We start from the raw sequence: 13748 nt of genomic DNA on the forward strand, positions 1-13748 counted from the left end.
GGGCGGGAGTTGGAGACGGTCGCCTTGGCCGCGCCTCAGCAGTCGGCGCCCTGGCCCGTCGGCCGTTCGGGGAGGGTACGGGCGGCCAGCCGGCGCATGAGGTCGTGGGCGATGTCATGGACACGGGTCGCCGTGGTGACCTCGACGGCGACGGGATCGGCCTTGAGGAGGGTCGATGCGTTCGTACCCGGGACACCTCCGGATCGGTCGACCCGAGCATCCCCCGGCCACGGCCCGGCCCGCGTCGGCCGATGGCCCTGCCGGGTATGGGTCAACGGTCCCTGTGTGCCGGGGCCATGGCGCCCTGCGGATGCATGTGTGCCCCGCACATGGACGGCGCCCCCATCGCTCCGCTGTCGGCGAACCCGGCTGGGCGTCGGCCGCCGGCACTGCTTGGCTGTCGGTATGGACATCTTGGTGCTGGGCGGAACGGCGTGGGTGGGCCGGGAGTTGTCGCGGCAGGCGATCGAGCGGGGTCATCGGGTGACCTGTCTGGCGCGCGGGGAGAGCGGTGACGTCGCGGACGGCGCGGAGCTGGTGGTCGGCGACCGGCGCGACCCGGCGGCGTACGCACCGCTCCTGGACCGCGAGTGGGACGAGGTCGTGGAGGTCTCCTGGCAGCCGGGCTTCGTCCGGGAGGCGCTCGCCGCGCTGGGCGGCAGGGCCCGGCACTGGACCTACGTCTCCTCCATCAGCGCGTACGCCTCCCACGACGTGCCGGACGCGGACGAGTCCGCGCCCCTCCTGCCACCCGCCGAGGGCGCCGAGGCCGACCGCGCGTCGTACGGCGAGGCGAAGGTCGCCTGCGAGCAGGCGTCGACCGCCGCCGTGGGCGACCGTCTTCTGATCGCCCGCGCCGGTCTCATCGGCGGCCCCGGCGACCACAGCGGACGCTCCGGCTACTGGGCCGCCCGCTCCGCCCGCGACCGGCAGGGCCCCCTGCTGATCCCCGACACCCCCACCATGCCGACCCAGGTGATCGACGTACGGGACCTCGTCGCGTGGCTCCTCGACTCCGCCGAGTCCGGCGTCACCGGCACCTACAACGCCGTCGGCCCCGTCGTCCCCTTCACCGAGTGGCTGCATGTCGCCCGCACCGTCGCCGGGCACGTCGGCCCCCTGGTCCCCGCCGGTTCGGACTGGCTCCTGGCGAACGGCGTCGCGGAGTACATGGGCCCCGAATCCCTCCCCCTCTGGCTGGTCGCTACCGGCGACGACAGCTGGCCCACCTGGAACGGCAAAGCGGCCCACGCCACCGGCCTGCGTCACCGCACCCGCGCGGAACTCCTGCTCGACACCCTGGCCTGGGAACGCGAACAGGGCCTGGACCGCCCCAAGCGAGCGGGCCTCAGCCCCGAGCGCGAGCGGGAGTTGCTGGAGAAGCTGGGCGACGGGCTTGTCTGACTCCGGGAGGAACGGCTTGAGTTGGCCCACGTGATCCCGCGCGGACGGGGCTACCGGTACGTGGGCCCCGCCGAGTTGAGGGCTGCGGTACGGCCCGGCACCGAGGGCCGCCGGATCGGCTCGTCCGCCGACTTCGGCGCCTGGGCCGCCGAGCAGTCCTGGGCCGAACTCGCCGAGCCGTTCACCTTCGTGGTCGGCATGGACGGCGCGCTCCGTCTCGCGCCATGCCGGAGCGAGCATGTGGCGTGCGCGGGCGGACGTCCGGTGCTGGGTGCGGGAGAGATCACGTTCGCCCAGGTGGCGACGGCATGGGCCGCGACCTACGTCACCAACCACTCGACCGGCTACTGCCCGGACACCAGCTCCTGGCCGGCGGTGTCCGACGCCCTGGGCCGCGCGGGGCTCGCGCACCCGGACGGTTTCACGCACGGGATCGTGTTCCGGCGCTGCCCCGGCTGCCAGGAGCACAACATCGTGCGCGAGAACGACTTCGTCTGCGTCTTCTGCGGCGAAGACCTGCCCGAGACGTGGAACATCGACCTGGTCGAGACCGGCCGCATCATCCCCGCACCAGCCGCCAGGAGCCACCCCGCCCCATGAACGACCGCCCCGCCCGCGTCCACGAACTCCGCCTCTACCGCCAGTACTTCGACCTCGTCGCCTCGGGCGAGAAGACCGTCGAGGTCCGGGTGAAGTACCCGCACCTCGCCGACCTCGCCCCCGGCGACGTCATCCGCTTCCACGTCAAGGGCGGCGACGACACCTGCGAGGTCGAGGTCGGACGGGTCACCGAGTACCCCAGCTTCGAGGCGTTGCTCGACGGTGAGGGGCCGGGCAGCATCAACCCGACCGTCACACGGGAGCGGCAACTCGCGGACATCCGGGAGATCTATCCGCGCGAGAAGGAGGGCCTGGGCGTCCTCGCCATCGAGATCGTGCGGGGCGCGCGCTGACCCCAGGTCGTTGTGGTCGGTGGTCGTCAGCCACTCCACCCACGTCGGCCGTCCGGCCGTCCGCAGCGCTACGCCGGACCCGCCGGCCTCCTCACGAGCAGCCGGACGTATCCGCTCCCCGCTCGTCCCCTGATCGACCTGTGCCTCGTCCACCGGACGGTGCCTCCCCATCTGCGCTTGTGGCTGTCGGGCCGGGGAGGCGCCGCACACATGGTGACTTCACACATGGTCGCCCTGCATAGGGGCGCCCTGCACACGGTGACCGCACACAGGGGCGCCACACACATATGGGCCGCACACACAGTGCACATCATGGTGGGACACGGCGTCTCCCGGCCGCCGCCACATGATCGTCGCTGGGTACCCCCGGCCCGATAGGGGCGAACGGTCCCGGCCTCACCGAACGGCCGGGACCAACGGCACTGCGCCGAGCGGCCCGGTCCTACCGCCGCCCCGCCAGCACGAACCACCGCGCGGGCAGGTCGATCCGCGTCCCGTCCGGGAAGTGCTCCGTCTGCGGCAGGACGGTCTCCCCCGTGGCCAGAATCTCCAGCCCCGCCTCCCCCAGCAGCCGCGGGATCTCCTCGTCCGGCGCGTCGGCGGGCTTGAGCCGGTGGTGGAAGACGCGGCGCAGCTTGGGCGGCGGACCGTCCGGACCGGCGGCCGCGCGCTGCAGCACCTCACGCGACTCCGAGGTCAGCTCGACCACGAACGCCCGCCCCGCGCTGCCGATCAGCTCGGCCACGGCGGCGGCGACGGCGGGCCGCGCCTCGGGCTCGCTCTGGTGGATGACGGCGCGCATGTAGACGTTGCTGTCCCCGAGCCGGGTGTGCAGGTCCCGTACCGCCGCGGCGTCCGTGAGGTCGAGCTGTTCGAACTCCACCGCGTCGTCCTTGGCGGCCCGGCGGGCGTGCTCGACGGCGGCGTGCGAGAGGTCGACGCCCACCGCGCGGGCGAACCGGGTGGCGAGATAGCGGGTCTGGGTGCCGTTGCCGCAGCCGAGGTCCACGATGACGCGGCCCAAGTCGGCGTGCGGCAGGAGGAGTTCGCTGTGCGGTCCGGCGGAGAGGGACGGGTCGGCGTCCCAGATGGCGGAGCCTCCCTCGTCGGGCGTCTCCTCCCAGTAACTCTCCCAATTGGAACGGTAGTTGTCGGACACGTTCATCGCGATCTCCCCAAGTCGGTGGCGTGCTCGGGATATCGCGCCCGCCGCCGCCCGGGCAAGAGGCCGGAAGGCACCTTTACGGGATGCGCGACCGGTTTCACGAAGTGTTACGAACGCCCGCCCAACCCCACCTCGAACCACACCGTCTTCCGGTGCCCGCTCCCGCTCGCGCCCCACTCCCGCGCCAGCCGGCTCACCACACGCAGCCCCCGCCCCTCCTCGTCCTCCGGCCCGGCGGCGAGCAGTCGGGGCAACTCAGGTTCCGCGTCGGTGACTTCGAAGAGCAGCGCGTCGGTGCGCACCACCCGCAGCCCGACCGACCCGCCCCCACCGTGCCGTACGGCGTTGGTGACGACCTCGCTGACCAGCAGCCGGGCCGTGTCGACGGCCTGCGGCAGCCCCCATTCCAGCAGCCGGTCGGCAACCAGCCGACGGGCGCGGGCCACTTCGCGCGGGTTGGCCTCCAGCTGCCACTCGGCCACATGGTCGTCGGGGATGCCGTTGAGCCGGGCCATCAGCAGGGCGACGTCGTCCTTGCGGCCGCCCCGGGTGTTGAGGGCGCGGATGATGGTGTCGCAGGCGGCGTCCATCGAGGCGGCGGGGTGCGCGGCGGACTCGCAGAGCGCGGCCAGACCCTCCCCGATGTCGGTGCCGCGCACCTCGACCAGGCCGTCGGTGCACAGCACCAGCCGGTCACCGGGCGCCACCCGGATCACGTCGGCCTCGAAGGGCACCCCGCCCACGCCGATGGGCGCGCCGGTGGGCAGGTCGAGCAGGGTGCTGCTGCCGTCCTCGGCGCGGACCAGGACGGGCGGGATGTGTCCGGCGTTGGCGAGCTGGAGCTCGCCGCGGATCGGGTCGTAGACGGCGTAGAGACAGGTGGCGAGATAGTTCTCGCCGAGGCGCCGGGCCAAGTCGTCCAGGTTGCGCAGGAGTTGGGCGGGCGGGGTGGCCATCGCCGCCATGGTCTGGACGGCGGTGCGCAACTGGCCCATCATCGCTGCCGAGTTGAGGCCGTGGCCCATCACGTCGCCGACGACGAGGGCGGTGCGGGAGCCGGGCAGTTTGATGGTGTCGAACCAGTCGCCGCCGATCCGTCCGAGCCGGGTGCCCGGCAGATACCGGGTGGCCACGTCGCACCCGGCCATGCGCGGGGTGACCTGCGGCAGCATGCTGTCCTGGAGGGTGTCGGCGACGTTCTCCTGGTAGGTGTACATGCGCGCGTTGTCGAGCACGAGCCCGGCGCGGGCGGCGAGTTCGGCGCCGGTGGTGCGGTCCATGTCGTCGAAGGCGGGCCGGTCCGGGCGGCGCATCAGCACCATGAACCCGAGGACGACGTTGCGCGCCTTGAGCGGGACGATCAGCAGGGAGCGGCCGCCGATGAGCGGCCTGAGGTCGCGCTTCTCGAACTCGCCGGAGATCCGCTCGGACAGTTCGTCGGTGACCCTCGGGATGAGCACCGGCTCGCCGGTGACCATGCACTTGTAGAACGGGGTGTGTTCGGGGAAGGCGAAGGACTCGCCGACCGGCACGGTGTCGTCCCAGCGGCCGGGTTCGTCGTTGTGCTCGACCCAGACGCGGTGCATGTCGGTGGTGGCGTCGGGCGGGCCGTCCGGGAAGCCCTCGCCCGCGAGCACAGCGGCACGCAGATGCGTACCGGCGAAGTCCGCGAAGCGGGGTACGGCGGCGCTGGTGACCTCGCGGATGGTGGCGCCGAGGTCGAGGGAGGTGCCGATGGCCGAGCTGACCTCGTTGAGGAATTCCAGCCGCTCGCGTACGGCCGCGTACTCCAGGTCGTGTTCGGCCCCGGCGGGGATCACGGGGGCACTTCGCTGCGCGGGGACAACGCTGTCAACGTGCACGCGGCCCGCCCTGCGCGGCACGCCCCAGTACGGGGTGACGGGCACCCGGTCGGACTGGCTGAACTCCAGGACGGGATAGCCGAGTTCGAGAACCTGGGAGACGATGCGGGCGCTGAGTCCCGGGCCCATGCTGGGCAGGATCTCGGGCAGGCGGCGGGCCAGTTCGCCGGAGTCGGGGAGTTCGGTGTGGCGGGCGAAGCCGGGCGCGATGCGCTCGGTGGTCTCGTCCGCGTGGCCGCGCTCGGCGCGCAGCCGGGTCGCGTCGGCGGCGAGGACCAGCAGCCGGGAGGGGCCGGGTCCGGCCAGCGGGTAGGCCCACCAGAGCACGTCGATCCGCTCGGCTTCGGGCTCCTCTTCCCCGGCGGAATCGGCCTCACCCGTCGAGGAACCCGCGCCCTTCGCGGGAGTCAGCCGCGCCCACCCCGACTTCGGATACCCCGTCCCGTCCCCGAGCAGGACCTCAAGATCGGGCCCGAGTCCGTCGTACACCCCGTCGGCAAACGTGTCGTAGGCACCGGAGGTCGCCGCCGGTGCCGCGTCCGGCAGATCGTCGGGCAACGCCCCCGCGACCGGCAGGAGATCGGCCGCCGGACGGCCCACCGCCTCCTCGCGGCCGGGACCGAACAGCCGACGGGCCCCGCTGCTCCAGTGGGAGACCAGTCCGGCGCGGTCGACGACCACCACGGCCAGCGGGATCCGGCCCGGCGCGGTGTCATCGGCGCCGCGGCCGGGAGGTGTGTCCCGCTCGCTGGCACGGTCCATGACCCAGGCCCTCTCTCCCACGGCTGTTCGCAAACGATCTGTGCCGCCCGCCACTACCGTACGGGGGCGGCCGGTCGCGATGTGGGGAGATTCCTGGAATTGGTCGCCCCGCACCGGACCGGGCCGCCCCGCGCGCGCCCGGCGTGCGCTCCCCTCAGTCCTCGTGCCCCAGCTGGAGATCCCGCTCGGTACGTCCGCCGCCCGCCACCTGGAGGACGGTGGCGACCGGCGGGTACCCGGCCGCGATCACCGTGTACTCCCCGGAGGACAGGTCCACGAACCGGAAGGTGCCGTCGGCGCCGGTCGTGAGCGTGTCGACCACGTTCCCGGCGGCGTCGAGGAGGGTCACCCGGGCGTCCTCCACGGCCCGTCCGCCGGTCGCCCGGACGGTGCCCTTGAGGACGGCGCCGCCCGCGAGTTCGACGTCCTGCCGGGTCTCGCGCGCGGCCTGGACGGAGACCGGGAGCGCGGCGGGGCGGAAGGCGGGGGCGCTCGCGGCGAGGGTGTACTCCCCCGCGACGAGTTCGGAGATGACGTAGCCGCCCTCGCGGCCGCTGCGGGTGGAGGCGACGACCTCGCCGTGGACGTTGGTGAGGGTGACGATGGCGTCGCGGACGGGGCTGCCGTCGGCGGTGACCACGGTTCCGGCGAGGCGTCCGGCGCCGCCGAGCACCACGTCGAGTTCGACGGGGCGTTCGCCGACGGTGACGGAGACGGCCTGCGGCTGGTGGCCTCCGGCGGCGGCGATCAGGACGTACGGCCCGGGCCCCGGGGTGGCGAGTGCGTAGCGGCCGTCGTCGCCGCTCGCGCCCCGGCCGATCTGCTGTCCGGCGCCGTCGATCAGGGTGAGCGCCGCGCGCGGCACCACGGTCCCGTCGGGGTGCTGCACCGTGCCGCACACGGGGATTCCGGCGGCGTGCGGCGAACGGGCGTGCGGTACGGCGGAGTTGAGCGGCGCCGTCTCCGGCTCGGTGGTGGGGGCGTTGTGGGACACCAGCGGTTTCTCCTTGAGGAAGAAGGCGATGACGAGGCCGAGGACGAGCACCGGGACCAGGTAGAGGAAGATCCGGGGCATCGCGTCGGCGTAGGCGCGGATGTAGGCGTCGCGCAGGGCCGGGGGCAGTGCGTGGACGAGTTGCGGGGTGATGGACTGCGCGTCGGGGAGCCTGGCTCCGGCACCCGGCGGGAGGTCCTCGCGCAGGGCGTCGGTGAGCCGGTTGGCGAAGAGGGTGCCGAAGATGGCGGCGCCGACGCTGCCGCCGATCTGCCGGAAGTAGTTGTTGGCGCTGGTCGCGGTGCCGAGGTCGGCCGGGCGTACGGAGTTCTGCACGGCGAGGACGAGGACGGGCATGACCAGGCCGATGCCGGTGCCGAGGACGGCCATCCAGACGCTGTACGCCAGCCGGGAGGTGTGCACTTCGAGCAGCGAGAGCAGCCACATGCCGATCGCGGCCAGCGCGCTGCCGAGCAGCGGGTAGAGGCGGTAGCGGCCGGTACGGCTGATGAGCTGGCCGCCGATGATGGAGGCGCCGACGATTCCGGCCATCATGGGCAGCATCAGCAGCCCGGACTCGGTGGCGCTGGCGCCGTCGACCATCTGGAGGAAGGTCGGCAGATAGCTGGCCGCGCCGAAGAGGGCGACGCCGATCACCAGGCCGACGAGTCCTGAGACGTTGAAGACGGAGTCCCTGAACAGCCGTAGCGGGATGAGGGGTTCGGCGGCGAAGCGCTCGGCGACGAGGAACAGCGCGATCGAGGCGAGCGCGCCCGCGCCGAGTCCCAGGATCTGCCGGGAGTCCCAGGCGTACTCGGTGCCGCCCCAACTGGTCAGCAGGACCAGGCAGGTTGAGGCGGCGGCGAGCAGCAGGGCGCCGGGCACGTCGAGGCGGGCCCGTACGCGGGGGCGGGGCAGCTTCAGGACGGCGGCGACGACGGCGAGGGTGACGAGGCCGAAGGGGATGTTGATGTAGAAGCACCAGCGCCACGAGAGGTGGTCGGTGAAGTAGCCGCCGAGCAGGGGGCCCGCGACGGAGGCGAGGCCGAACACGGCGCCGATCAGGCCCATGTAGCGGCCGCGCTGCCGGGGCGGCACGATGTCCGCGATGATCGCCTGCACGCCGATCATGAGGCCGCCCGCGCCGACGCCCTGGACGGCGCGGAAGGCGATCATCTGGTCCATGCTCTGCGCGCGTCCGGCGAGCGCGGAGCCGATGACGAAGACCACGATGGCGAAGAGGAAGACGCCCTTGCGGCCGAAGAGGTCGCCGAGTTTGCCGTAGAGCGGCAGGCCGATGGTGGAGGTCAGCAGATAGGCGGTGATCGCCCAGGACATCTTGTCCAGGCCGTGCAGCTCGCCGACGATCTTCGGCAGCGCGGTGGCGACGATCATCTGGTCGAGCGCGGCGAGGAGCAGCGCGCACATCAGCCCGAGGAAGACCAGCCGTACCCGGCGCGGCCCGAGGCCGAGGCCGGACCCGGGGGTGACCGCCGGTTCCGCTTCCGCCTGTTCGGCCGAGAGCGGGATCGGGACCGTCGCAGCGACCCCCTCGTCCGGCTCGTCCCGCACCAGCGTCGTCCCGGCCACGTGACCGCTCCCCTCGTCGCACTTGTCGCACATTTCCCGCGTTACAGGACAACTGCGAACAAGTACGGCGAGTTACGGCCAAAGCTCGGACGAAGCCGAGATCACCCGAACCGGTGAGGGGCGCAACGCCCTTTCACCGGACGGGTATTGAGCCGAGCGGGGTTACTTCTCCACCTGGGCGGCGAGGTTGTCGAGGATCGCGCCGTAGATCCGGCCGAGACCCTTGGGCGCGAAGGTGCGCTCGAAGAAGCCGCCGATGCCGCCCGCGCCCTTCCAGGTGGTGGTCACGACGACGCGGGACTTGCCCTCGCCGGCCGGGGTGACCCGCCAGGTGGTGACCATGGTGGAGTTGCGGTCCTTCTCGACCAGCTCGCCGTCGGTGGGCTCGCTGACCTCCATCAGACAGTCGCGCACCCGCTTGCTGGTGGCCTGGAGCTTCCAGTGCACGAGGCTGCCCTCGCCGTCACCACCCTCGCGCACCTCGTACTCGCTGAAGTGCTCGGGGAGCAGCTGGGGACGGCTGTCGCGGTAGTCCGCGAGCGCGTCGAACACCGTCTCGGCATCCGCCGCCACGATCCGTTCCGTAGTGGCCTCGACCTGCGCCATCGCTTTCCTCCACGACCTGGTTCCAGAGCTTCGGCCAAGCCAACCACCCGGGGGGCCGGGCGCCCAAATCGGGGGCGCCCGAACCGGGGGTGGGCAGGGACGCACGCGCCGGCGCCGGACACGAAGACGCCGGTACGGCTGCCGCCGCTCCTCACACGGCCGCGCCCCGCTCGGCGACCAACAACGCGAGCGGGCCGCCCTGAAACAGGAAACGCCCCTCGGTGGCCGCCCGGATGGCGTCGGCCATCGGCCACCGCATCAGCTTGAAATCCGCCTCGCCGGATGCGAGCTGCTGGGGGGACACAGGTGAGACCTTCGGCGAGGAAGAGGTGGATGCGCGCCCGGGAGTCCAGGGTGATGGCGCATCCCGTGCCACGACGACGGAGGCGTCGCGCCGCGCCGCGCTCCTTGTTCGGTTGCTGCGGTCACGGGCCGGGAGCGTAGCCGCCTACTCCGACAACGGTGCGGCGAACGGCACGGTGAGAAGTGGCCGCAGCGGCCGCACCCGGGGACTGGACTGGCGCCCACATCACGGCGGCCGACCCCGGGCCCGCAAGCGCGGCCGACCCAGCGCGCGCAAAGGCACCCGCAACCACCCCACCCGATCAAGGGAACACATGTTCTATTCTGGTCCACGAGCTACCGAGGAGGCGTCATGCGCTGGGAGAACCTGACCGACGAGTCCGGTGGTCACGGCCGGACCCCCGACGGCGCGCTGTTCGAGGCGGGGGCCGTCACGACCCGGACGTTCGACACGCCGGAGTTCGCGGGCATCACCTTCCACGAGGTGCGTGCCCGGTCGGTGCTGAACCGGGTGCCGGGGGCCTCGCGGATGCCGTTCGAGTGGACGGTGAACCCGTATCGGGGCTGCTCGCACGCGTGCGTGTACTGCTTCGCGCGCAAGACGCACAGTTACCTGGACCTCGACACCGGCCTGGGCTTCGACAGCCAGATCGTCGTCAAGGTCAACGCCCCCGAGGTGCTGCGCCGCCAGCTCGCCGCGCGCACCTGGCGGGGCGAGCACGTGGCGATGGGCACCAATGTGGACTGTTATCAGCGTGCGGAGGGGCGGTACCGGCTGATGCCGGGCATCATCGACGCCCTCACCGAGTACGCGAACCCGTTCTCGATCCTCACCAAGGGCACCCTGATCCTGCGCGACCTGGACCGGCTGGCCCGCGCGGCCGAGGTGACCGACGTCGGCGTCTCGGTCTCCGTCGGCTTCACGGACCCCACGCTGTGGCGCACGGTGGAGCCGGGCACCCCCGCCCCCGAACGGCGCCTGGACGTCGTACGCGCCCTGGCCGAACGGGGCATCGGCTGCGGGGTGCTGATGGCCCCGGTCATCCCCTTCCTCAGCGACGAACCGGAGCAACTGCGCGCCACGGTACGGTCGATCGCCGCCTCCGGCGCCACCTCCGTGACCCCGCTGGTGCTGCATCTGCGGCCCGGCGCCCGCGAGTGGTTCATGGCCTGGCTCGCCCGGCACCACCCCCACCTGGTCCCGCGCTACGAGCGCATGTACGCCCACACCGCCTACGCCCCCACCTGGTACCAACGCCGTATCACCCGCCAGGTCCACGAACTGGCCCGCGAGTACGGCATCGGGCCGACCCGGGCGAGCACGACACGGGGAGTCCGCAGAGAGCGGGAACAGACACACGCGGAAGCGGACGCCACCGAGCCCACCCAGCTCACCCTCATGTAGGCCACCCGGCGCGTTCGAGCGCATCACGCGACCCGATCGGGTCAAGTCCGGCGAAGACGCGTTCGCGGGGAGGCTCTGTCCGGGACGATGCGGCGTGGACCGCGGCCGGCGCGGTTCGCGCCGCACGCCGTACCCGGGAGGACTCCTTGAGAACACGCGCAGCCGTGCTGTGCGCGGCCACCGCCGTGCTGGCGACCTCGCTCACGAGCGCCCACGCCCAGGCCGCGCCCGCCAGGGGCAAGGCGGCGATCACCTGGAAGAACTGCGGTACCGGCGCGTCCCCGACCCTCCAGTGCGGCTCCCTGAAGGTCCCCCTGGACCGGACCCGCCCGGACGGGCCGCAGGTCACCGTCGCCCTCTCGCGTGTCCCGCACACCGCGAAGACCTCCCAGGGACCACTGCTGGTCAACCCCGGCGGCCCCGGCGGCAGCGGCCTCTCGCTCGCCGGGTTCGTCGCGTCCTCGCTGCCGAAGAAGGTCGCCGCGCGGTACGACGTGATCGGCTTCGACCCGCGCGGCGTCGGCAAGAGCACCCCCGCCCTGAACTGCGCGCCCGGCCACTTCGACCCCGTACGCCCCGACAGCGTGCCGAGCACCCCCGCGCTGGAGCGGAAGAACGTGGAGCGGGCCCGCGCCTTCGCCACCGCCTGCGCCCGTGCCCACGCGGACGTGCTGCCGTACATCAACACCGTGGACACCGTGCGGGACATGGACGCCATCCGCGCGGCCCTCGGCGCGCCCCGCATCAGCTACTTCGGCTACTCCTACGGCACGTACCTCGGCGCGGTCTACGCCAAGCTCTTCCCGCGGCGGGTGCACCGTCTGGTCCTCGACTCGATCGTGGACCCGACCGGCGTCTGGTACGAGGACAACCTCGCCCAGGATCTCGCCTTCGACGACCGCCACCGCGCCCTGATGGCCTGGATCGCCAGGAACGACACGGCGTACAAGCTCGGCACGGACCCGGCGAAGGTCGAGGCGAAGTGGTACGCGATGCGCGCCGCCCTCGCGAAGAAACCCGCCGGGGGCAAGGTGGGCGCCTCCGAGCTGGAGGACACCTTCATGCCGGGCGGGTACTACGACGGCTACTGGCCCACGCTGGCCGAGGCGTTCTCCGCCTACGCGCGCGACAGGAAGACCGGCCCGCTGGTGGCGGCGTACGAGAAGCTGGCCGCGGTGGACCCCTCGGGCGACAACGGGTACAGCGTCTACACGGCGGTGCAGTGCCGGGACGCGGGCTGGCCCCGGGACTGGTCGCGCTGGCGGCGGGACGCCTGGCGGACGCACGCGAAGGCACCCTTCATGACCTGGAACAACACCTGGTACAACGCGCCCTGTGCCTTCTGGCCGACCGGTCCCCGGCAGCCGGTGAACGTCGCCAACGGCACGCTGCCCTCCGCACTCCTCTTCCAAGCGACGGGCGACGCGGCGACCCCGTACGCCGGAGGCGTCATGGCGCACCGGCTGCTCGCCCACTCCAGCCTGGTCGTCGAGGAGGGCGGCGGAAACCACGGCGTCACGCTGAGCGGCAACGACTGCCTGGACAAGTACCTCGCGGACTATCTGACCGACGGCACCGTCCCGCGCGGCCGGGGCCTCGTCGACGCCACCTGCGCGAAGTCCCCGGACCCGGAGCCCGCACCCCGCACGGCGAAGCGCGCCGCCACGGTGGCCCGCGGCTCCACCCTGCACGGGCTGCTGGGCTTCCGCCGCTGAGCCACCGCCGGACCCGCCACCACACCGGACCGCCATCGCACCAGACTGCCACCGGCGCCCGAATTCACGCGCGGCACCCCGGGGATCTTCCCTAGGGTGCCGCCATGCCCCACTCCCCGCGCACCCCGCACCCCCCGCACTCCCCTCTCCACATCCGCCCCATGCTGCTCACCGACTGCCACCGCGTCTCCGAGATCCGGGTGCGCGGCTGGCAGCGGGCGTACCGGGACATCGTGTCGGACGCCTACCTGGACAAGCTGAGCGTCGAGGAGGACGCGGAGCTGCGGCGGGCCCGGTTCGGGCGTGGCGAGGGCGTGAACCTGGTCGCCGAGCGGGACGGCGAGGTGCTCGGCTGGGCGGCGTACGGGCCGGGGCGAGAGGGTGAAGTGCCCGACGGCAACGGCGAGTTGTACGCCCTCTACATCGACCCCGAGCACCTCGGCGGCGGGATCGGACGGGCGCTGCTCACCGAGGTGGCCGACCGGTGCGCCGCCTATCCGCGCGTGTATCTCTGGGTGTTGACGGGAAACACCCGCGCCCGCCGCTTCTACGAGCGCGCCGGTTTCCGCCCCGACGGCACCGAGCAGTCCTTCGAGGCGGGCGGCGCGCAGGTCTTCGAGGTCCGCTACGTGAAGTGAAGTGACCCGTCGTCAACTCGACTTCTTCTGGCGAGGGATACGCGCCAGCGCCCCCACCGCCGCCTCCGCGAGCACCGGATGCGCGAGGGCCTCGTTCAGCACGCGCCTCGCGCGTGGGTCGGCCAACTCCCCCAGCCCCTCCACGCAGGCGAGGGCCACGCGCCGGTAGGGATCGTGCGGGCGCAGTCTGCGTTCCAGGGTGGTGATGAGCGCGGGTACGGACTCGGGGGCGCGCAGTTCGGCCAGGAGCCGGACCGGGTGGAGGGCGTAGGCGACGCGGAGTTCGTTGGTGGCGAGGGCGGCGGCCGCGCGGGCGGTGCGCGGGTCGCCGAGGCGGGCCAGCGCGGTCGC

At 72.6% G+C, this 13748-nt stretch carries 11 protein-coding genes and 1 pseudogene; 6 read left to right on the forward strand and 6 right to left on the reverse strand.

The genetic code is table 11. The features are described from left to right. Positions 1-405 precede the first annotated feature (405 nt). The 3 genes from GTW40_RS28190 to GTW40_RS28200 are packed head-to-tail and all read left to right on the forward strand — an operon-like array spanning position 406 to position 2357. On the forward strand, positions 406-1404 hold the full coding sequence (locus GTW40_RS28190) for an NAD-dependent epimerase/dehydratase family protein (protein WP_161182964.1): 999 nt from the start codon (positions 406-408) through the stop codon (positions 1402-1404). 30 nt (positions 1405-1434) lie between these two features. Then, positions 1435-2004 carry a hypothetical protein gene (locus GTW40_RS28195; RefSeq protein WP_161182973.1) on the forward strand — a complete coding sequence of 190 codons (570 nt, stop codon included), beginning with the start codon at positions 1435-1437 and terminating at the stop codon, positions 2002-2004. Next, entirely contained in the window at positions 2001-2357 is a 357-nt protein-coding gene (locus GTW40_RS28200; RefSeq protein WP_161182965.1) for an ASCH domain-containing protein, read from the forward strand. Before GTW40_RS28195 ends, GTW40_RS28200 begins: the two co-directional genes overlap by 4 nt. A gap of 442 nt (positions 2358-2799) precedes the next feature. Here the strand turns inward: GTW40_RS28200 and GTW40_RS28205 are convergent, their stop codons facing one another. From GTW40_RS28205 to GTW40_RS28225, 5 genes are all read right to left on the reverse strand, one after another. Beyond that, positions 2800-3522 (reverse strand): class I SAM-dependent methyltransferase, encoded by a 723-nt coding sequence (locus GTW40_RS28205; protein WP_161182966.1) that lies wholly within the window; start codon positions 3520-3522, stop codon positions 2800-2802. A 107-nt stretch (positions 3523-3629) separates the two neighbouring features. After that, a complete protein-coding gene (locus tag GTW40_RS28210) occupies positions 3630-6146 on the reverse strand; it encodes a SpoIIE family protein phosphatase (RefSeq protein WP_161182967.1) in 2517 nt (838 codons plus the stop codon). Positions 6147-6300: 154 nt separating this feature from the next. Beyond that, a complete protein-coding gene (locus tag GTW40_RS28215) occupies positions 6301-8670 on the reverse strand; it encodes an MFS transporter (protein ID WP_343245810.1) in 2370 nt (789 codons plus the stop codon). Between the two features lie 222 nt (positions 8671-8892). Further along, positions 8893-9336, reverse strand: a complete 444-nt coding sequence (locus tag GTW40_RS28220; RefSeq protein WP_161182969.1) for an SRPBCC family protein — start codon at positions 9334-9336, stop codon at positions 8893-8895. Between the two features lie 151 nt (positions 9337-9487). Continuing rightward, positions 9488-9640, reverse strand: a complete 153-nt coding sequence (locus tag GTW40_RS28225; RefSeq protein ID WP_237525776.1) for a hypothetical protein — start codon at positions 9638-9640, stop codon at positions 9488-9490. Between the two features lie 351 nt (positions 9641-9991). On the opposite strand from GTW40_RS28225, the gene GTW40_RS28230 reads away from it, so the two are divergent. The 3 genes from GTW40_RS28230 (at position 9992) to GTW40_RS28240 (ending at position 13397) form a co-directional block, all read left to right on the forward strand. After that, entirely contained in the window at positions 9992-11044 is a 1053-nt protein-coding gene (locus GTW40_RS28230; RefSeq protein ID WP_161182970.1) for an Rv2578c family radical SAM protein, read from the forward strand. Positions 11045-11190: 146 nt separating this feature from the next. Then, positions 11191-12759: an alpha/beta hydrolase gene (locus GTW40_RS28235; protein ID WP_161182971.1), complete on the forward strand. Its 1569-nt coding sequence runs from the start codon at positions 11191-11193 to the stop codon at positions 12757-12759. Positions 12760-12863: 104 nt separating this feature from the next. Then, positions 12864-13397 (forward strand): GNAT family N-acetyltransferase, encoded by a 534-nt coding sequence (locus GTW40_RS28240; RefSeq protein ID WP_161182972.1) that lies wholly within the window; start codon positions 12864-12866, stop codon positions 13395-13397. Between the two features lie 12 nt (positions 13398-13409). Here GTW40_RS28240 and GTW40_RS28245 read toward each other — a convergent pair. Then, positions 13410-13748 (reverse strand): annotated as a pseudogene (locus GTW40_RS28245) (adenylosuccinate lyase); the annotation flags it as partial.

Source organism: Streptomyces sp. SID4985 (genome assembly GCF_009863025.1).
GTDB lineage: Bacteria > Actinomycetota > Actinomycetes > Streptomycetales > Streptomycetaceae > Streptomyces.

Bases quoted from the DNA above. Each gene is read 5' to 3' on its own strand.
- GTW40_RS28190 (WP_161182964.1), top strand. From the start codon at position 406: ATGGACATCTTGGTGCTGGGCGGAACGGCGTGGGTGGGCCGGGAGTTG.
- GTW40_RS28200 (WP_161182965.1), top strand. From the start codon at position 2,001: ATGAACGACCGCCCCGCCCGCGTCCACGAACTCCGCCTCTACCGCCAG.
- GTW40_RS28205 (WP_161182966.1), bottom strand. From the start codon at position 3,522: ATGAACGTGTCCGACAACTACCGTTCCAATTGGGAGAGTTACTGGGAG.
- GTW40_RS28210 (WP_161182967.1), bottom strand. From the start codon at position 6,146: ATGGACCGTGCCAGCGAGCGGGACACACCTCCCGGCCGCGGCGCCGAT.
- GTW40_RS28220 (WP_161182969.1), bottom strand. From the start codon at position 9,336: ATGGCGCAGGTCGAGGCCACTACGGAACGGATCGTGGCGGCGGATGCC.
- GTW40_RS28230 (WP_161182970.1), top strand. From the start codon at position 9,992: ATGCGCTGGGAGAACCTGACCGACGAGTCCGGTGGTCACGGCCGGACC.
- GTW40_RS28240 (WP_161182972.1), top strand. From the start codon at position 12,864: ATGCCCCACTCCCCGCGCACCCCGCACCCCCCGCACTCCCCTCTCCAC.